The organism is Turicibacter sp. St.80E1, assembly GCF_059728495.1.
In genome coordinates this window covers 1038400-1057541 of record NZ_AP039386.1, presented here as the reverse complement: position 1 = coordinate 1057541, position 19142 = coordinate 1038400, and the positions used below count along the sequence as shown (strand labels likewise).

At 36.1% G+C, this 19142-nt stretch carries 23 protein-coding genes; 7 read left to right on the top strand and 16 right to left on the bottom strand.

The features are described 5' to 3' along the window. Positions 1 to 28: 28 nt before the first annotated feature. From AC6I0I_RS05225 to AC6I0I_RS05205, 5 genes are all read right to left on the bottom strand, one after another. Positions 29 to 427, bottom strand: coding sequence for a hypothetical protein (locus tag AC6I0I_RS05225; protein ID WP_262953735.1), 399 nt, complete (start codon positions 425 to 427; stop codon positions 29 to 31). A gap of 14 nt (positions 428 to 441) precedes the next feature. Continuing rightward, on the bottom strand, positions 442 to 1506 hold the full coding sequence (gene spoIIP / locus AC6I0I_RS05220) for a stage II sporulation protein P (RefSeq protein ID WP_262953734.1): 1065 nt from the start codon (positions 1504 to 1506) through the stop codon (positions 442 to 444). A 123-nt stretch (positions 1507 to 1629) separates the two neighbouring features. Further along, positions 1630 to 2697: a GPR endopeptidase gene (gene gpr / locus AC6I0I_RS05215; protein WP_161831878.1), complete on the bottom strand. Its 1068-nt coding sequence runs from the start codon at positions 2695 to 2697 to the stop codon at positions 1630 to 1632. 154 nt (positions 2698 to 2851) lie between these two features. Further along, on the bottom strand, positions 2852 to 4306 hold the full coding sequence (locus AC6I0I_RS05210) for an aminoacyl-histidine dipeptidase (protein WP_161831879.1): 1455 nt from the start codon (positions 4304 to 4306) through the stop codon (positions 2852 to 2854). A 120-nt stretch (positions 4307 to 4426) separates the two neighbouring features. After that, on the bottom strand, positions 4427 to 4702 hold the full coding sequence (locus tag AC6I0I_RS05205) for a PspC domain-containing protein (RefSeq protein WP_161831880.1): 276 nt from the start codon (positions 4700 to 4702) through the stop codon (positions 4427 to 4429). Between the two features lie 185 nt (positions 4703 to 4887). On the opposite strand from AC6I0I_RS05205, the gene AC6I0I_RS05200 reads away from it, so the two are divergent. From AC6I0I_RS05200 to rpsT, 3 genes are all read left to right on the top strand, one after another. Then, positions 4888 to 5559 (top strand): cysteine hydrolase family protein, encoded by a 672-nt coding sequence (locus AC6I0I_RS05200; RefSeq protein WP_262953733.1) that lies wholly within the window; start codon positions 4888 to 4890, stop codon positions 5557 to 5559. 15 nt (positions 5560 to 5574) lie between these two features. Further along, positions 5575 to 7020 carry a nicotinate phosphoribosyltransferase gene (locus AC6I0I_RS05195; RefSeq protein WP_262953732.1) on the top strand — a complete coding sequence of 482 codons (1446 nt, stop codon included), beginning with the start codon at positions 5575 to 5577 and terminating at the stop codon, positions 7018 to 7020. A gap of 148 nt (positions 7021 to 7168) precedes the next feature. Next, positions 7169 to 7432: a 30S ribosomal protein S20 gene (gene rpsT / locus AC6I0I_RS05190; protein WP_161831883.1), complete on the top strand. Its 264-nt coding sequence runs from the start codon at positions 7169 to 7171 to the stop codon at positions 7430 to 7432. A 220-nt stretch (positions 7433 to 7652) separates the two neighbouring features. Here the strand turns inward: rpsT and AC6I0I_RS05185 are convergent, their stop codons facing one another. The 6 genes from AC6I0I_RS05185 to AC6I0I_RS05160 all read right to left on the bottom strand — a co-directional run bounded on the left by AC6I0I_RS05185 (position 7653) and on the right by AC6I0I_RS05160 (position 10962). Then, a complete protein-coding gene (locus tag AC6I0I_RS05185) occupies positions 7653 to 8261 on the bottom strand; it encodes a SpoIIIAH-like family protein (protein ID WP_262953731.1) in 609 nt (202 codons plus the stop codon). Between the two features lie 12 nt (positions 8262 to 8273). Next, positions 8274 to 8669 carry a hypothetical protein gene (locus AC6I0I_RS05180; RefSeq protein ID WP_161831885.1) on the bottom strand — a complete coding sequence of 132 codons (396 nt, stop codon included), beginning with the start codon at positions 8667 to 8669 and terminating at the stop codon, positions 8274 to 8276. 112 nt (positions 8670 to 8781) lie between these two features. Continuing rightward, positions 8782 to 9234: a stage III sporulation protein AF gene (locus AC6I0I_RS05175; protein WP_161831886.1), complete on the bottom strand. Its 453-nt coding sequence runs from the start codon at positions 9232 to 9234 to the stop codon at positions 8782 to 8784. Between the two features lie 36 nt (positions 9235 to 9270). After that, positions 9271 to 10329 (bottom strand): stage III sporulation protein AE, encoded by a 1059-nt coding sequence (locus AC6I0I_RS05170; protein WP_161831887.1) that lies wholly within the window; start codon positions 10327 to 10329, stop codon positions 9271 to 9273. 28 nt (positions 10330 to 10357) lie between these two features. Beyond that, positions 10358 to 10696: a stage III sporulation protein AD gene (locus AC6I0I_RS05165; protein ID WP_237658919.1), complete on the bottom strand. Its 339-nt coding sequence runs from the start codon at positions 10694 to 10696 to the stop codon at positions 10358 to 10360. 59 nt (positions 10697 to 10755) lie between these two features. Next, complete coding sequence (locus AC6I0I_RS05160) at positions 10756 to 10962, bottom strand: SpoIIIAC/SpoIIIAD family protein (RefSeq protein WP_161831888.1); 207 nt, start codon at positions 10960 to 10962, stop codon at positions 10756 to 10758. Positions 10963 to 11678: 716 nt separating this feature from the next. On the opposite strand from AC6I0I_RS05160, the gene AC6I0I_RS05155 reads away from it, so the two are divergent. Continuing rightward, entirely contained in the window at positions 11679 to 11858 is a 180-nt protein-coding gene (locus tag AC6I0I_RS05155) for a hypothetical protein (protein WP_262950408.1), read from the top strand. 14 nt (positions 11859 to 11872) lie between these two features. Beyond that, positions 11873 to 12058 carry a hypothetical protein gene (locus AC6I0I_RS05150; RefSeq protein ID WP_161831889.1) on the top strand — a complete coding sequence of 62 codons (186 nt, stop codon included), beginning with the start codon at positions 11873 to 11875 and terminating at the stop codon, positions 12056 to 12058. 1000 nt (positions 12059 to 13058) lie between these two features. Here AC6I0I_RS05150 and efp read toward each other — a convergent pair. After that, complete coding sequence (gene efp, locus AC6I0I_RS05145; protein WP_161831890.1) at positions 13059 to 13616, bottom strand: elongation factor P; 558 nt, start codon at positions 13614 to 13616, stop codon at positions 13059 to 13061. Between the two features lie 349 nt (positions 13617 to 13965). Between efp and AC6I0I_RS05140 the strand changes: the two genes are divergently transcribed. Next, complete coding sequence (locus AC6I0I_RS05140) at positions 13966 to 14358, top strand: rhodanese-like domain-containing protein (protein WP_161831891.1); 393 nt, start codon at positions 13966 to 13968, stop codon at positions 14356 to 14358. Between the two features lie 629 nt (positions 14359 to 14987). On the opposite strand, the gene AC6I0I_RS05135 is transcribed toward AC6I0I_RS05140, so the two are convergent. Genes AC6I0I_RS05135 through rpsU form a run of 3 tightly spaced genes read right to left on the bottom strand, consistent with a single transcriptional unit; the run spans position 14988 to position 16162 of the window. Continuing rightward, complete coding sequence (locus AC6I0I_RS05135) at positions 14988 to 15455, bottom strand: DUF4825 domain-containing protein (protein WP_161831892.1); 468 nt, start codon at positions 15453 to 15455, stop codon at positions 14988 to 14990. 45 nt (positions 15456 to 15500) lie between these two features. Beyond that, on the bottom strand, positions 15501 to 15953 hold the full coding sequence (locus AC6I0I_RS05130) for a GatB/YqeY domain-containing protein (protein ID WP_161831893.1): 453 nt from the start codon (positions 15951 to 15953) through the stop codon (positions 15501 to 15503). A 20-nt stretch (positions 15954 to 15973) separates the two neighbouring features. Next, the gene (rpsU, locus tag AC6I0I_RS05125; RefSeq protein ID WP_161831894.1) at positions 15974 to 16162 is read right to left on the bottom strand and encodes a 30S ribosomal protein S21; all 189 of its coding nucleotides are present in this window, start codon (positions 16160 to 16162) and stop codon (positions 15974 to 15976) included. A 182-nt stretch (positions 16163 to 16344) separates the two neighbouring features. On the opposite strand from rpsU, the gene AC6I0I_RS05120 reads away from it, so the two are divergent. Beyond that, positions 16345 to 17658, top strand: coding sequence for a lipid II:glycine glycyltransferase FemX (locus AC6I0I_RS05120; RefSeq protein ID WP_161831895.1), 1314 nt, complete (start codon positions 16345 to 16347; stop codon positions 17656 to 17658). A 38-nt stretch (positions 17659 to 17696) separates the two neighbouring features. Here the strand turns inward: AC6I0I_RS05120 and AC6I0I_RS05115 are convergent, their stop codons facing one another. Continuing rightward, positions 17697 to 19139: a UDP-N-acetylmuramoyl-L-alanyl-D-glutamate--2,6-diaminopimelate ligase gene (locus AC6I0I_RS05115; RefSeq protein ID WP_262950410.1), complete on the bottom strand. Its 1443-nt coding sequence runs from the start codon at positions 19137 to 19139 to the stop codon at positions 17697 to 17699. Positions 19140 to 19142: the final 3 nt, after the last annotated feature.

Sequence of the window (19142 nt, the reverse complement as noted above, 5' to 3'; positions counted from 1 at the left end):
TCTTCACCAAATAGAAGAAGGTTTTTTCCTACGATTCACTAATCACACGATCAAAAAAACGAACTGTCGTTCTTAACACCTCACGAACGACCGTTTTTAATAGATTTCCAATATCCTGTCCAGCCTTTGAAATATTATTATGGCCAATTCCCCTCATTTGATTTGAACGATCGGTTAAATTTCCCTGCTTTTCAAGAGTTGAGGAGTTTTGTTGTACACTCTTTTCTTCCTGCACAACCTGACTATACGGAACAAATGTATGGTCCTCATCGTCTAAGCTCTCCTCATATTGTTCGATTTGGTCCTCTAGAAAAGTTGAATCAGGGATAGGCGCCGATTGAATCTTGATCGTCTGTCCCCTTAAACTGTACAGAAGCCCAATCATAAAACATGTCACGCCTAATGTTACTGCTCCCCCTCTTTTCATAGCTCCCCCTCTCACTAATTTCCTGTGACGTAATCTGCTAAAACATCTGCAACAGCTTGGGCTGAGTTGTATACCTCTTCATACGTATTATACTCTCCGCCGACTTCAATCAGTAACATCGTCGTTGCAAAGTCTTGATTGTAAACACCATTATATCCCGCGCCCCCATTCGGTCGAATTCCTCGAGAAAGACCCGGGTATTTTTCGTTAAGTTTAGCATCTAACTCTTTAATAATTTGATGATTTTCCTCATGTCGGTCGTTATCAGTCCCAAGAACAAACATAATTTTGGCATACGGTTTTCCGTCAATCGTAATCGCAGAGTTAGCATAACTTACCGAATCGCGATGGAAATCAATAAAGTATTTCAATGTCTCATGCTGACTTGCCGTATCCTCTAAATACACACGTGAAGCTTTATATGAAGACGCATAATTCCAACTATTCTTACTCACATACTCTGCAACTGATCGTGATTCGACTAACGCATTTATATTTCTTCCTTGGAGGGCCTGTGCCACCATATACGAAAGATCGACGACACTTAACGGGCGACCAAGCGAATCATTAACAGCTCCATCCTCATATAATTCCCCGTCATGTGAGTTAAAAATATAGACCAGCGGATTTTCCGTATAGGTCGTTGCGCCCGTCTCTGAGGCCTGATCTGGCACTGCCTCAGCGGCTTTACTTTTATAGGTGTAGCGATAGCCCTCTGCCGACGGAATGGCCGCCGTTGCATTTTGAGAGGGTGATTTCATGTTGATAAAAGCAAATCCGTCATTAATGAAAGAATATAATTGATTTAAGTCAAGTGACGTCATAACCGCCTTAAAATATTCTTGTAAGTTGAACACAACATCAATAATATCGCCTGCTGTTGAAAAATCAAAAATACTTGATAAAATCGGCTCCTGTTGACGATGCTCATCATTAGCATTCCGTTGATTCAGATAAAATAACTGAAAAAATTGGGTGAAAAATAGCGTAAGAACAAATCCAACTCCAACAAGGTATGGCGTTAATTTATTCAGCTTCTTTTTTAATCTTTTTCTTCGTAAACGTTGTTTTCGATTCAAGTCCTCCCGCCCCCTAAAACTCTATTTTCAAAAAGACTCTCTTTTTGTTCATCCCTTTATAAAAATATATAGTCCATTATACAGAAGCGGGAGTGTTAATTCTTGTTGTTTTATGGATACGATTTAGCTAAATTGTACGTTTGTATGAAGAGCCCGATTAATTCCATTGGAAATTAATGTCGCTAATTCTTCCATATCCGTATCAATTTCCTTAGGGGTCACAATCAAATTATATCCATTAGGGGTCAATACTTCAGAGATTAACTGGCGCTTTTCCTCTTCCTCAAGCACGCCTACCTGCCCCATAAATTGCTGGCGAAGTTCGGTTGAAGGTAAATCATCATCCGTATAAGTTTGACGCACCGTCGAAAACGGCACCAGTTTTTTATATGAACGTTTTTCCTCTTTTAATGATTTACCTATGTGTTTCAATAGCAAGTCAATCGTATCACTTGTAATTGAAACTGCGTCAACTACTGTCGGAACCCCAATTGCAAATACCGGGATCCCTAACGATTCCTCATCAATCGCCTTTCTTTTATTACCAACGCCACTTCCTGGAGCAATTCCTGTATCCGTCATTTGAATCATCTTATTCACCCGTTCAATTGATCGTGAAGCGAGGGCATCAACGACAACCAAAAATTGAGGTTTCACTTTTTGAACCAATGACTCGATGATATCGTAGGTTTCTATTCCGGTCATCCCCATAACCCCTGGAGCAAGCGCACAAACTTCCCGATAACTGCGGTCCACTTCATCGGGGCGTAACTCATATAAGTGTCTTGTCACAATAACTTCGTCAACTACCATCGGTCCTAAGGCATCCGGTGTAATATGATCATTTCCTAGCCCAATCACTAAACACGTATCTGTTTCCTTAATTCCACGATGAGCTAATAATTTTGAAAATTGGTCGGCAAAAACCTCCATTGCCACTGTTAATTGGTCGTGATCATGAGTTAGTACGGAAGAGGTATCTAATGTCATATATCGCCCCGCTTTTTTCCCAACACGCTCAACTGCCTCTTTAGCTACATCAATACACGTTACCTTCAATCCGCGAATTCGATCTTCCTCATAAACGACACCTTCCTCATTCGGCTCATCCACCTCACCAACCATTTGTTCAACAGCCTCTAAAGCCAAATCTGACCGACACTGCCACTTCTTCATTTCCTGTTCATTCATTCTAATCACCTCAAAATTAGTGTGAACCAGTTTTCATCATTTCATGAAAAATTATTTGAAAATATTTTATATACCGCCTCAATCCCTCTACCTGCTTCATTTATTGCCTATAAAAAAAGCCCATCTTCAACTGAAGATAGGCTGTTGTAGGTTATTATTTGATGCTTTTTAAAACTTCACATAAGAATTGATAAACGCGTTCTGTTGATGAAATTGATAACGATTCTTTCGGCGTATGTGCTCCTGTAATATCAGGACCAATTGAAATCATATCAACATTTCCTAATTTTTGAGATAAGAATCCGCACTCTAATCCTGCATGAATCGCTGAAATTTGCAATTCTTTCCCGTACATTTGTTGATAAACCTCTTTCATCACTTCACGTACTTTTGATTCCGGAGCAAACTGCCATTCTGGGTAATCCGCAATTAATTCTACCGATGCACCCGTTAACTGAGCGATAGCTTGGATTCGTTGATTAATTTCTGCTTTTAAAGAACTAACCGAACTACGAATAGCGCTGTCGATCGCAATTTCGTTCTCTAACATCTCAACAACCCCTGGATTCGTTGAGCTTTCTACTAATCCTTCAATAGCTGCACTCATTGTTTGCGGACCATAAGGAATTAATTTTAAAATGTATTCTAAATTTGTCGCCATTTTTTCAGTGAAGACTTTCGTTACTAGTTCCCTTTCACTCATCGTCACAACAACCCCTGGATCCGTCACAGAAAATTCAATACGGACCATTTCTTCGAATGCTTGAACTTTGTCTTTTAACTGATTAACCTGATTAGCAGGGAGTGTATAGGTTAATTGTGCACGTTTTGAAATAGCATTCATCTTTTCTCCACCGAATAGTTGTGAAATATATCCCCCTAATCCGTGAAGTTCTGTTAGTAAACGTCCCATTAATTTATTTGCATTTGCACGCCCTTTATTGATTTCAATTCCAGAGTGTCCACCTTTTAACCCGCTAATCACAAGGTCATAAGTTACCATTCCATCTCCTTCAACAGACGTCCATTCAATTGGTAATTTTAATGAATTACGCACCCCTCCGGCACATGAAGTCAAGGCAAATCCTTCTTCTTCTGAATCAATGTTAATTAAAATATCTCCTGGTACGTTTGCTGGATCAAGTGCCATGACTCCATCCATTCCTGTTTCTTCTTCTGTTGTCACTAAAACAGTTAACGCTGGGTGCTCAAGCGTATCGTCTGCTAAAATAGCAAGTGACATAGCTACCGCAATCCCATTGTCCGCACCAAGTGTCGTTCCCTTTGCACGTAACCAATCACCATCAACATAAATTGGTAAAGCATCTGTTTCGAAGTTAAAATCCAACTCATCTTCTTTCACACATACCATGTCCATGTGTCCTTGTAAAATCACTCGTGGCGCTGATTCGTACCCTTTTGTTGCTGGCTTTTTAATAATAACGTTTTTACAAGGTTCTTGGATATATTCTAATTGATGAGTTTTAGCAAAATTCACTAAATAATCACTAATTGCTGCCTCGTTTCCTGATTCGTGTGGGATCTTTGTCATTTCTTCAAAGTAATGAAAAACCTGTTTGGGGTTTAAATTTCCTAATATTTCTGCCATCATGATGACCTCCTGTTTTCTTTATTCTACCATATTTTTGTGTTGAAACAACTGACAGTACCAATCATTTCTTGCAATGACTTTTATGACTATCTGGTCTTTACTATCATTACATTAGCCTTATTTATCCGAATCTTTCACTTTATATTCCGTCGAATCAAAGACTGTCTTTTTTTGTTGTTCCTCTTTTTGCTGACGTTTAACCGTTAATTGATCCGGAATAATAAAAATACATGCAATGTATAAAATAAAACCTGTTCCGAAAGAAAAAATTGTAATCATCGCCCAAAGTAAACGAACAACCGTTGCATCCATGTTTAAATAATTCGCAATTCCTTGGCAAACTCCCGCAATCATTGCGCCTTCACGGACTTTATATAACCGTTTATTCGACATTTTAATCACCCTTTCTTAACGTAATTACCGTTATTATAGCGTAGTTTGGAAACGACTGACAACTTATTTCAAGATATTTTATAGAATCCTAACGAAAATGTTGGTGATAATCTTTGAATATACTATATAATAGAAATATCTTGCCGATAGATAGAAAAAAAGAGAAAAATTGGAGGTTGTCTTATATGTCTTATGAAATTTCTAAGCTACTTCAAGCAAGCGAAGTAACCTTAAAAGAAATACTACGCCTAATAGAAGAGTCACCTAGTCTTTCACTTAAATCATTCAATCCAAACCAAACAGCAATCGTTGTGATCGATATGGTCAATGGATTTGTGAAAGAGGGACCCATGTCTTCTCCAAGAATTCAAACCATTATTCCACCTATTGCTCACTTGATGAAGGCCGCAAAAGAAGGGGCTTTTCAGTTGGTTGCTTTTGCTGATTCACATGAAGAATCATCGGTTGAATTTTCATCTTATCCGCCACACTGTTTATGCGGAACAGCTGAGAGCGAAATCGTCGATGAACTAAAAGAAATTGGGGGCTATCAATTAATCCATAAAGCTTCAACAAACGGCTTTTTAGAAGCTGAGTTTCATGCCTGGCTTCAAGAGCATCAAATGGTTGAAAACTTTATCCTAGTGGGTGACTGTACGGATATTTGTGTCGAACAATTTGCCATCACCTTAAAAACTTACTTTAATACGATTAACCGCCAAAGCCGAATTATCGTTCCGGTTAATGCGACAGAAACTTACGACCTTGGTGCGCATCATGGAGATCTCATGCACCTATTGGCGCTTTATAAAATGCAAATGAACGGAATTGAGCTCGTTCAAGAAATTAATGACTAGAAAGAGGCTTTTAACATGAACTTAAAATCAGTCAATTTAACAATGCTCGTTGATTTTTACGAGTTAACAATGGCACATGGTTATTTTGAAAACGGTATGGAAGATCAAATCGCTTATTTTGATATGTTTTTCCGTCGTGTTCCCGATGAGGGCGGATTTGCTATTATGGCAGGTCTAGAACAACTTATTGAATACTTAAAAAACCTAAAGTTTACAGACGATGATATTGATTACTTACGAAGTAAAAATATTTTTTCAGAAGCTTTTTTAACCTATCTTAAAAACTTCAAATTTTCGTGCGATATTTATGCGATTGCGGAAGGTACCCCTATCTTTCCAAATGAACCTATCCTAACCGTTCGTGGGCCTATTATTCAAGCGCAATTTATTGAGACGATGATCTTACTTAGTATCAATCATCAATCATTAATCGCAACGAAATCTAACCGTATTGTCCGCGCCGCTAATGGGCGTCCCGTTCTTGAATTAGGAGCACGCCGTGCCCAAGGAGCTGATGGAGCTATTTTAGGGGCACGCGCTGCTTATATTGGAGGATGCGTGGGAACGGCATGCACGCTATCAGATCGTGACTTTAATGTACCAGCGCTTGGAACAATGGCACATAGTTGGGTACAAACCTTCGACACAGAATATGAAGCATTCAAAAAATATGCTGAACTTTATCCGCAAAACTGTACCCTCCTCGTCGATACTTACAATACGTTAAAGTCAGGAATTCCAAATGCTATTAAAGTCTTTAAAGAAGTCCTTATTCCGAAAGGATACGCCCCTGGAGCTATTCGTATTGATAGTGGGGACGCCGCATATTTAGCTAAAAAGGCTCGCAAGTTACTTGATGAGGCCGGACTCTTCGACACAAAAATTGTGATTTCAAATTCTTTGGATGAATATATTATCAAAGATTTACTCATCCAAAAGGCACCGATTGATTCTTTTGGCGTCGGTGAACGTCTAATTACCTCAAAAACAGAACCGGTTTTTGGAGGCGTTTATAAAATTGTAGCGGTTGAAAAGGAAGGAAAAATGATTCCTAAAATTAAAATTAGTAATAATATTGAAAAAATTACTAACCCTGGGGCTAAACAAGTCTATCGTTTATACGATCGTGAAACGAAAAAGGCCATTGCTGATGTGATTACCCTCGCTCATGAAAAAATTGACGAAACGCAACCTTATACGATTTTCGATCCTGAACATACGTGGAAACGTAAAGAAATTACTAATTTTATTGCCCGTCCTCTTCTTACACCGATTTTCATTAAGGGTAACCTTGTTTATCAATCCCCTACTCTTGAAGAGATTGTCGCTTATTCTAAAGAACAAATAAATACACTTTGGGAAGAAGTCTTACGTTTTGAAAAACCTCATACTTATTATGTCGATCTTTCAAATGAGCTATGGACGTTAAAAACGAATCTATTAGAAAAATATTCTAAATAACAATAGAATTTTAAAAAAATTATTCGCTTTTCAATTAAGATTCTAACATTTTTCTTACCATTTACTGAAATTTTGTAATTTATTCTTGCATTTTAGACTTTGGTCTGATAGAATGATTTTGTTGTATTTTCAATGGAGGTGAACTAGAATGCCAAATATTAAATCACAAATTAAACGTGTGAAAACAAACGAAAAACGTCGTCAATTCAATGCTTCTTACAAAGCATCTATGCGTACTGCAATCAAAAACGTTGAGGTTGCTATCGAAACTAAAAACGTTGAGGCTGCAAAAGAAGCTTACAATACAGCTAACAAAAAATTAGACAAAGCTGTTGCAAAAGGAATTTGCCACAAAAACTTCGCAGCTCGTCAAAAATCACGTTTAAGCAAAAAAATCAACGCTTTAGGATAATTGTTAATCGGTTGAAAAACCGATTCATTATCACTTAAACATGGTAAAAAAAGACCTTATTTGTTCTCTGGCCAAATTGGGTCTTTTTTTTTATGTCTTTACCACCAAAAAAAGAACCTTTACTGTTTTGAAAACAAGTGAAGGTTCTTTTTAGCATATCTAAGAGTCCTTAGTTATTTTTAACGGTTAAGGTTTTCAAATCACCTACCATTAACGATACCTATTTAATTGATTTGAACTCTACGTGTACATCTGGGTTTGTTGCAAATTCAGTTTTTGCCATCATGATGATTTCATTTGTTTGCTCTAATGTTGGCTCCTCTGTCCCCTCTAAGAAAACTTGAACTGTTTCTTCATTTGTACGAACTAAAACATCATCATATCCTTTAGCTTTAATTAAAGATTCAAGTACCGTTTGATGTTGCGTATCTTTTGTAATTTTGTCTAAATCATCTTTAGCTTCGCTTTTTTCTGTTGCATCAGAGTCTTTGCTTGCAATGATTGATTTTAATTGTGCAACTAATTCACTCTCTGCCTTTTTAACTTCTGAGCGTTGAATTTGAATTGAGCTTGTTTTTTCATCCTTTTTCTCTTCTTTTGTTCCTTTTGCTTCTTTTGTTTCTTTTACTTCTTTTCCATCTTCTTTTGCTGTTAACTCTTCTGCTGATTGAGCGTCTGTTTCTTTCATTTCTAAATTTGCTTGCGGAACAGCTGATGTTGATCCTACTTTTGCATCATTTTCTGTTCCATCCCCAATGCTTACGTAGAAAACTGTTAATAATACGAAAACCACGAATAATGCTGCTGTTACATATGAATTTTTGTTCATTTTAATTTCCCCCTATAGTTCAGATGCTTTTAATAATGTAATTTGATGAATTGGAACGTCAAGCAATAAGCTGATGGCATGTGTTACATCATATGGTGCCTTTATCGTTCCTTGATAGACGATCACCACGCCATTTGAAACCGTCTCTTGACTACTTGAAAAGAGAGCTGAAGAAGTGTCTGCGACTGATTTATATGAGATATTAATACTATCTACCGTTACTCCTTCTATTGATTCAAATAAAGCTGTGATCTGTTCTTTGTGTTTTACTTCGACGGATGTTTGTGCCGAAGATTCTTGATTGTTAGCCAGAGAACCCAATGATCCCATATCATCTTTGAGTAAAGACGTCACCACAAATGCGGCGCCAAGAAACATGATGATTCCCAGTGGTCCAACGTCAGCCATGATTTTTTTTAACCCCGAGCTTATGCGGCCCGGTTTAGTTGATGGCTTCCCTTCCACTTCTTTTACCTCCTATCTTCGGAACTCCTTCCCTCATATTGTCGCTTCTTTTCCATCAATCCCCTCCTTTAAAGATAACATCCTCTTGCTTCAGACCAAGCTGATTGAGCATACACGTTTTAGACTCTGAATCAGTCTTGGCCATCTCTAGTGTGAGTACATCACCAAATTCAAACCCTAAGATTTGAATTCCACACTTTTCACCTGAGGATTCAACCCGCGCCTCCATCTCACTCAATGTCATTTGAGATAAATCAGTTTCAATCAATCCTTGATAATACTGAATGGATTCATCAAACTTCCCTTCATCAAGAAAGGAAACTGAATCGATGAGTGACGTCACCTCATTATTCATTATACTAATCACCGGCTTTAAAATGATAACAATGATAAAAAAGTGAAGATAAAACGTAATTATTTTTTTGTACGAAGCCGGAATCACCAATAAATTGACAATAGCTATCAAGAAAAACATGGCGATAATCTGTTTTGCATATTCATATAGCATATCTTTTCCCATCTCCTCAAAACTTGTCGCATAGAATTAGTTCGTTAATAGCATCATATTTGAGCTGTATAAAATAATGAAGAACGTGAAAATAAACATGACCCCGATAATGATCATAATGACTAACAAGTTCATAAGACCCGTATTAAAGACATCTAAAATTTTAATATAGTCTTTACTTACAATCGGTTGAATGACTCCAGTTAGCAATCGAAAAAGAATCAGACTGACTCCTACTTTAATGATCGGAAAACTAACAACGACCACTAGTGTAATAACACCCAAAAGCCCCACGCTATTTCTTAAGATAGATAGCGTTGATACAACTGAAACGATTGTATCTGTAAAGCGTGTTCCAATGACTGGAATATGATTCATTAAATTTTGCGTGGTTCTAAAGAACAATCCGTCTGCAAAACTTAGTGTCATATTCTGAATAGACATCAGCGCCAAGAAAAAGGCGAAATACCCACCTAATGTCCACAAAGCTACTTTATTAACAAAACTTATTAATCGACCGTATAAATCCTCTACATTAATCTGATTAATAAACCCAAAGATCGTTCCAATAACTGTGAGTGGAAGACTAATGGCATTAATAAAAAAGTACGATGCATTGATTAAAAATACCACCGCAGGTTTAAATAACGTCTGATTCCAAAGCGCCCCCGTAATGGTAATCAATGAGAGCAGCATCGGGAAAATAGCGACCACAATGTTCATATATCTCGTTAAAATATCTAAGACGTAATCATGATAAAAAATGAAGAGTTGAAATAATTGAACCATTAAGATCAGTTTTAAAACAATATTCGTTACTTTCTCATACTTTGTTGAAAAAGTAGATTGAATATTTTGAAAAAGGGCGATGATGATTAAAAAAATTAAAATACTTTTAAACTGGGTAAATCCGGTTGTTAATTCATGCAACGCGTAGTCACCTAACGATTGAAAAAAACCAACCAAATTAAAATTTTCAACTTTTAATAAATTTGTTTTATCTAAATAATCGGCATCCATCAACCAATCATACTGTTGATAGATTTCAGACCATATATTTTCAAATGTCGATAGATCAAATTCTGCTGCATCCATTACTCCCCCTCCTAGTCCATCTATTTTACTAGACAACCGATAAAATAAGCTCAAATAACTTAATAATCATCGGTAAACTGTATCCTATTAAATAAAGTTTCACGATATACTCAAACATTTTTCCGACATTTCCAAGGCTCGTTTCTGCAAGCAAAAAACTTACAAACTCCGCATAATAAACAATTCCGATTAACCGAATAATAATCGTCACGTATTGCTGCCCTATATTAAAGTCAAGAAAGACATTTGTAATTTGACCAATAATACTTGATAAAAGTTGCAAGGCCATCATAAAAAAATACGTCAATAGAACTAAACTAAAACACTTGGCGTATTTAGAACTAACTTCATTTAACAATAAATACATAATGGCGCATCCAATAACAAGTGTGAGTACTTTAACAATGTCAATGACGGCCCCCTCCTTTACAACATAAAGATTGTTCGTAAGCTCGTCATTAAAACTTCAATTAATTGGACGATAAAAACGAGCATATACACGTATCCGGCCAACATTACCAAATCGCTAATCTCTTTCCCCACATCAAATTTTTTGAAAAATAACGCAACAAATCCAAGCAGAAAAGCCACTCCTGCAAACCTTAGTAATCCTGTAACATCAACCATTGGCATGTTCATTACACCTATCCTTTCGTGAGAATTTGCTAGTTAACTTTATGCAGCATCCCCTTAAAAAATGAAACTTTCTACCGATAAAACACATTTTCTTTTCCTACTTCTCTTCAATATTTATCCACCAAGTCAGAAAAAGACAAGAAAACTTACCTACTTCCCATGTAATGTCGAGAAAATACGACTACCGCTTGGTCCCCCTCAAGCGGTAGTTAAAAAATAATCCGGCCCCTTCTTCTTTAATTCAACAACTTAATTATTCCCGTACTTCAAAATCGCCTCCCCAGATCATCATAAAAGTCTCTCCCTGTAAAAAAACCGATCCAACAAACCGACCGATGAGATCATCCATTTATGGTAAACAAAAAAATAAAAGCAATCCTATCCACTCATAAGATTTTTATTTTGATTAGCCTCGCTAAACTGAACGTACATAAATTAAACGCGACTAGCAATACTACTAGTGTAAGAGGCGTTTGTTTAAGAGGAATGAAACAATAGCAAACGTTATGAGTCAATCTCTTATCTCTCAAGAGAAAAGTTTTACTAATCCACTCATTTGGTTCGATCTAACATTAGAAATTATAAATTTCCTTCACACCCAAGAGGTTAAAATATGTATTTCTATTCATTCGACTGATTGGCGGCTTTCAGTATTTATACTTTCATTACTGCTGCTCTATTTCGTCATTACAAATTAAAGGAGGTGCACCGTTTTGGAGAAAAAAACGAATGAGTCACCATTAAAAGCGATAAAAAAAGGGGATGAGGCCAACCGCGACCAAACCGACTCCCCCACCCTGTTAAGTTGTTTATATGCATTTATTCGACTGATTTGGTGGCTTTTGGTGTTTATCCTTTCATTACTGCTACTCTATTTCGTCATTACAAATTAAGGAGGTGTACCGTTTTGGAGAAAAAAACGAGTGAGTCACAATTAAAAGCGATAAAAAAATGGAATGAGGCCAACCGCGAGAAGGCGAATTACACCCGAGGTAAATCTGCAGCTAAAAGCTTCATTAAGAATAAGGCAACATTAGAAGATTTAGAGATGTTAGAGGAAGTTATCCACGAGCGACGCCAGTCATTAAAATAAAAACAAATCCCTACGGCATTTTACATCGCTACTTCATTAAATCACCTATTTTCAAAAAACAAAAAGGAGCTAACAAACGCTAGGAACTCAAAGATAAAGAGTATTCAAATGATTTAAAGCAACGATCGGCCACACGATTATTTATTAAAATAAAGCACCTCAAGAAGATATCGAAGAATTTAAACAGCTTTTAGCGGACCACGAACAAATTTTATAACCTAACATAAAAAAACTCAACGTCGCATCCATCTAGCCTAACCATCAATAAAAAATAGCTCCCTTTGTTTCGTAAAAGTAGCCGGTGTCACTTATTAAACACGCTATAATTAATATCGTTTAGGATTTCAATAAGAAATAACTCCTGTTTTATGTCCGTAAATCAGCTGTTTTACCTTTCTTGTTGAAATTCTTTTTTGTCTCTTGATATCGATAAGGTTTTGAAACCTTCATCAACACTAGCTGTGAACGAAAAGTAGATCCATTTATGAAAGCGGGTCTTACCCCTTCATTTTCAAATAACTCGGCCCATAAAAAAACTAAATGCATTGTGGAAATGATACGACCATTTTCTAAATGATTTAAAATGACCTGAAATACTAACGCTTAGTAATGAAGGGGGCACTATTAAATCAGATGATTCATTGCTAATAAATAACACTGCTTCAACTAAACTTTCATCTCCTTACAGGACCCTTCCCGCTAAACATCGTCCACTCATTCTGTCGCTAGGTTAACGGCCATCTAAAAGCGGGAATGCTTCTCCTTTATCGTTTAGCGTATTAACTACAAAAATAATCGATTCAGAAATTGAAAAAATTCACCCCTTAAAATTATGGCTAATAAAATAATTTGATTGGGATACATGCGGGGTAAAAGTGCAAATATGCATAAAAAAAAGACTTTAAGGGCTTAGATCCTTAAAGTCTTTAAATGTTGTAATTTCAATGGTTTCATCCCTTACCAGCGTATACGAGACGACTGACAGAGAAAAAAGCATTAATTACCCACGAGAAACGTAACGTCCATCGTTTGTATTGATGATTAATTTATCCCCAACTTCAACGAATAATGGAACTTGTAATGAGTATCCTGTTGAAACTGTTGCACTTTTTGTTGCATTAGAAGCTGTGTTTCCTTTAACACCTGGTTCACATTCAACAACTTCTAAAGTTACTTTTTCAGGTACATCTACCCCTAAAATTTCATTATTGAATGTATTGATTTTAACTTCCATTCCTTCAACTAAGAAGTTTTTCTCTTTTTCTAATTGTGCAACTGGAATTTCTAATTGCTCATATGTTTCATTATTCATGAAAACATACTCGTCACCCATTGAGTATAAGAATTGCATAGTTGCTTTTTCGATATGCGCACGTTTTACTTTTTCACCGGCATTAAATGTATTATCAATGACAGCCCCTGTACGTAAGTTACGTAATTTTGAACGTACGAATGCTTGTCCTTTACCAGGTTTAACGTGTTGGAACTCGATAACTTGGAATAAGTTTCCTTCATAATCAATCGTCATTCCTGTTTTAAAATCGTTTGTTGAAATCATAAAAATCCTCCTTGCACACGATACAAATTACATCTACTTTTAGAATTGACATTTCCTTTTTAATTATAACATTTATCAAAAAATTGTCTATGCTATGCTCCCCTTTTTCCCCCTAATTACCCTTCTTTTTTTAAAAGATTCCTACTCTTCTCAACAAATAAGAGACTTTCTTCATATCATGATCATTTTAAGATCAAATTCCACCCATTTAGAAGACGTTGTCGGCGTCTTTTTTAACGATAACACGCGCAAATCGCTTCTCAAAATAACTGGGTAAAATAGGGCTTTATTTTTAATAAAAAATTCTGTAAAATATTATTATAGATTAAAAGATAAGGAGGTTTGGATCATGAATTGGAGTTTAATTATTGTTGCGATTCTTTTAGGTATTGCTTTAGGATTATGGATTATGTTACGCCGCGAATCAAAAAAAGCCGTAACCCTTCTATCAGAAAAAGAGTTTGTAGAAAATATGCGTAAAGGACAACTCGTTGATTTACGCAAAAAAGAGGAATTTGATGCTGGACATATCAATGGGGCTCGTAATATTCCATTCGTTAATTTAACACGTAACCCTGGAAAATTACGTCGCGATTTACCTATTTACTTATACTGTGAAAAAGGAAAAGTTTGTAAACGTGCCGCTCTTGTCCTTTATGGTAAAGGATATGAAAACATTTATCAACTTCAAGGCGGATTAACAAATTGGACAGGACCTTTAAAAAAGACCACAAAAAAATAAAATCTCCTTTTAAACATCAAAAAGATGCTCCCTCTGAAGCATCTTTTTTTATTTTCCATTGTAACCGATCATTTTGATTAATCCCCCACACGCTCAAGTAATGCCCCCACTGAAGCCAAGCGAGATGGCCATCTAAACAAAAATTTAACTCCTACTCTAGTTAAATGATAAACCATGAACTCAATATCTCGGTCGTGCATTACTGTAAAATTTAGATTCTACTATAGTTAAACGATAAACGCCACAAACTTCTAAAAGCAACGACATTCTAAAAGCATTTAGATTCTACTATAGTTAAACGATAAACCCGTTAAACGGGACTAATATTGTTATTTTATACCTCATCAACCTATTTTATTCGTTCGTTTTATGAAAATAATAACAATAATAAGCTTATCTTCGCTTCGATTGCTTCATTTTATCTGTCGTTCCCCCGAGGTTTTTACCTCAAAGGAAGTCGACAGATTCGAAGGCAAACGTCTATGAACCAAAAAGAACAGAATTGAGAGTAGTCCCTATTATATGAACAAAAGTTGATTGATCCATAACAATTAATCTAACGAGCATAAAACATCATCAATAATTATAATTTAAAAATCATCTACTCCCTTATAAGAGGTAATCAAAACTCAATTTGTTGCCTTATACAACTTTTGCATCGATGAATCATTTTGTATGAATTGATCAAAGTCTTCAAACTCTCCAACCAATTCATGACGACTAAACGAAATAACATTATGATCCTCAAGATCAAAGTGTATAGCATCCACATTTTCAATAAGCGAAAATAACACAACTGCATTTCCTTTTAAAACGGTCTCTTGTGAAACTTGTTTTTCCTCTTTCTTACCGATTTTAACATCTGTGTACTGAAAATCTTTATACGCAATTGTTATTTCATATGGAGGCTGATTTGTCTTTAAAGAAAACCCCGTTAAATACTCATTAGCAGGCAATTTATTAAGGATGGTACCGACTGCTGAATTGTTTCCAACATAAGTCCCTTTATAATCAGCCCATGAAAACTCTCTAGGTAAACGAGAGCAACCAGTAAATAAAGCGAAAAACATCACTAATATTAAAATTCGTTTTTTCATCGTTATTCTCCTTTAATATAAAAAAAACACACAAAGATGTGTGTTTTATTTTTGGTTTAAGTAAGCTTTCACTAATGTACTTACTAGGGCACCATCTGCACGTCCTTTTGTTTGAGGAACGATTGCACCCATCAACTTACCCATGTCAGATGGATTGATTGCGTTAATCTTTTTAGCTGTTTCAGATATAATTTGTTTGATTTCTTCCTCAGTAAGTTGCGCTGGTAAATAAGCGTTTAAGTACACTAACTCTTGCTCGATTTTCTCTGCTAAATCTTCACGATCAGCCGCCTTAAATTCTTTTAAAGAATCTCGACGTTGCTTCACTTCACGTGATAGAACAGTTAACTCTTGTTCTTCATTCAATCCAGCTACCCCTAGGTGAATAGCTTCGTTTTGTAAAGATGCCTTTAACATACGAATGACTGATAAGCGATCCTTTTGTTTCGCCTTCATAGCCTCTTTCATATCAGCATTTAATTGATCGAGTAATGCCACTGAAATCACCTATTTAAATATTAGTATTTGTTACGCTTATTAGCTGTTTTACGAGCTGCTTCAGATTTTTGTTTACGTTTGATACTCGGTTTAACGTAATATTCACGTTTACGAGCTTCAGTAAGGGTACCTACTTTAGATACTTCTCTCTTAAAACGACGTAATGCATCATCTAATGATTCGTTTTTTCGAACTACAGTTTTAGCCACCACTAACCCTCCTTCCGCTTCGCTACGATTAACAGTAATATTATACTACATATATCGTCGTCTGTAAACAAAACAAAATAAATTCATTAAAATGATTTTATCTATTTTATGTTATAATAATTACTGACAATTATAGTAAACTAATTACTAGTAAACAATTAAACTATTAAAGGTGGAGTTTTATGAAATTTATAACGAATATACCGGCTGATCGTTTCAATGCATTTGCTGCTAAACATCAAAAAAATCATTTTTTACAAAGTTACGAATGGGGAGTTTTTAAATCAAAGTCACCCGATTGGTCTTTCGATACCGTTGGACTAGAAGACGAGAATGGTCAACTAGTTGCTGGGGCCCTTGTTTTACTTCGACAACTTCCTCTCATTAAGCGTCCATTTATCTACATTCCCCGAGGATACTTAATCGACTTCAGTCAAAAACAACTTGTAGAAACTTTTACCAAATCCATGAAACAGTATGCTCAACAGAAAAAAGCTATTTTCATTAAAATTGATCCTGATATTAAATATATTGACCGTACGGTTGATGGTGAAAAGATCCAAGGTGGACTCGATAATCAGCAACTTGTTCAACATCTCATTGATTTAGGATACCGTCATCTTGGATTTACACAAGACTTTGATTCAAGTATACAACCTAGATACACCTTTCGATTAGACTTAACACCCTCAACAAAAGATCTTCTAAAAGGGTGTCAATCAAAAACACGTTATAATATCAAAGTGGCCCAGAAAAAAGGAATTGAAATTATTGAGGGGACACGCGAAGATTTAAAAACATTTGAATCCATCATGCGCGTTACAGGTGAACGAGACGGATTCTTAACACGTCCTCTTACTTACTTTGAAGATATGTACGATACGCTTGCCCCAAGCGGAATGTGTAAACTTTATTTAGCTAAACTAAATACTGAACAAGCTCTAACGAGTATTAAACAAGAGTTAAATCTCACAGAGAAATCGATTCAAAATTTGCAGGTTCAATTAGATAACGAAGAATTAACAGAAAAGAAGCGAATTAAACTTCAAAATAAACTTGAACCTGAATTAAATAAACAAAAAAACCTCATTCAACAACAGGAAGAATTAAAGAAATTATACGATCAACATCCAGAAGGTATCACCATGTCGGGAATTATTACAACCTATTTTGGTAATAAATCATGGTACTTATACGGCGCAAGTGATAATGTTTATCGCGAGTTTATGCCAAACTACGATATTCAATGGGTTGCTTTCACCGAAGCTAAAGAGGCTGGATATGAAATTTATGACTTTTTTGGTATTAGTGGTAAGACAGATGAGTCTGATCCCTTATATGGACTTTACCGATTTAAAAAGGGATTTGGTGGGGAGTTTACCGAATTCATCGGCGAGTTTGACTACGTTATTTCACCATTAGGGTATTGGATTTGGACTAAACTCCTTCCAGAATTCAAAAAATTCAAGAAAAAATTACGTAATAAAAAACATTAATTCTAAAAAAAGACCTACTAACGTGTAGGTCTTTTTTTCTATCCGATATTTAATCGTTTGCGTAAAATTGTTTTAGCTACTTCTCGATCATCAAGTTCAATATTCCCGCTTTTCCAGTACTGTAACTTTTCATGTCCACGCCCCGCAATTAATACAATATCATTTTTCTTCGCTTTATTAATTGCAGCCTCAATTGCTTTTATTCGATCAACAATAACCTCATAGGTTTGTTGATCTATTCCCTCAGTCATCTCATTTAAAATATCGACAGGATCTTCCGAATGAGGATCATCGGTCGTAAAAATAACATCATCTGCATAATCTACTGATAACTTAGCGATAACAGGGCGCTTTGTTCGATCACGATCTCCCGGACAACCAATGACGACTTTCACTGAATTTTTCTTAATATCATTCACAAATTCTAATACCTTCTCAACTCCATCAGGCGTATGTGCATAATCAACGATAACTGTAAAATCCTGACCCTCATTAATCAATTCCATTCGTCCATCGACTGGAGTTAACGTTGCTATTAAATCAACCACCTGCTGTAGTGGCATTCCCGCTGAATATGCAGATGCCATGGCCCCTAATACATTATGCACGTTAAATATACCAAGTAATGGTGTCTTCACCGGGTACGTTCCCTCAGGAGTAGCTAAGGTAAACGTCGTACCTGAAGTTGTCATCTTAACATCTAATGCCCTGAAATCTGCCTCCGTATTAATCGCAAATGTATAGTAAGAGATTCCATCCTTTTCAAGACGTTTTACTATTTTTTTCCCGTAAACATCATCTATATTAATAATCCCATACCCATCCGGTTTTAACATCGTAAATAATTTATATTTTGCTTCAAAGTACTCATCCATTGTCGGGTGAAAATCTAAGTGTTCCGGCGTTAAATTAGTGAACAGAGCGACTTTAAATTGACAATAGTCAACGCGATGGAGCTCCAATGCATGCGACGAAACTTCAATCGCAACATTTCTTACCCCTGCCTCTACCATGTCATAAAATGTTCGCTGTAAACTTAATGGTTCTGGTGTCGTATTCTTCGGTTCTAAAAAGGTATCTGCATAACGGATTCCATTTGTTCCGATATAGCCAACATGCCCTTCAAATCCAGTTAATAAATGCTCTAAAATATAGGCTGATGTTGTTTTCCCGTTTGTTCCGGTTAAACCAAATAATTCGAGTTTCTCTGTAGGCTTTCCAAACATTAAGTGAGCCAAACGTGGTAATTCTACTTTTGTATCTTTCACAATAATTTGGGGAATCGTTACCCCTTCTACTAAATGTTCACCTACAATCGCCACTGCTCCAGCATCTTCTGCCGCCTTAGCAAATTGATGACCATCGACTGTATACCCTTTAATACATACGAATAAATCGCCTGCCTTAACTCGTCGATTATCAGTCTCGATTCCCATTATCTCTAAATCATAGTCTACATCAAATAATAATTTAATATTCATATG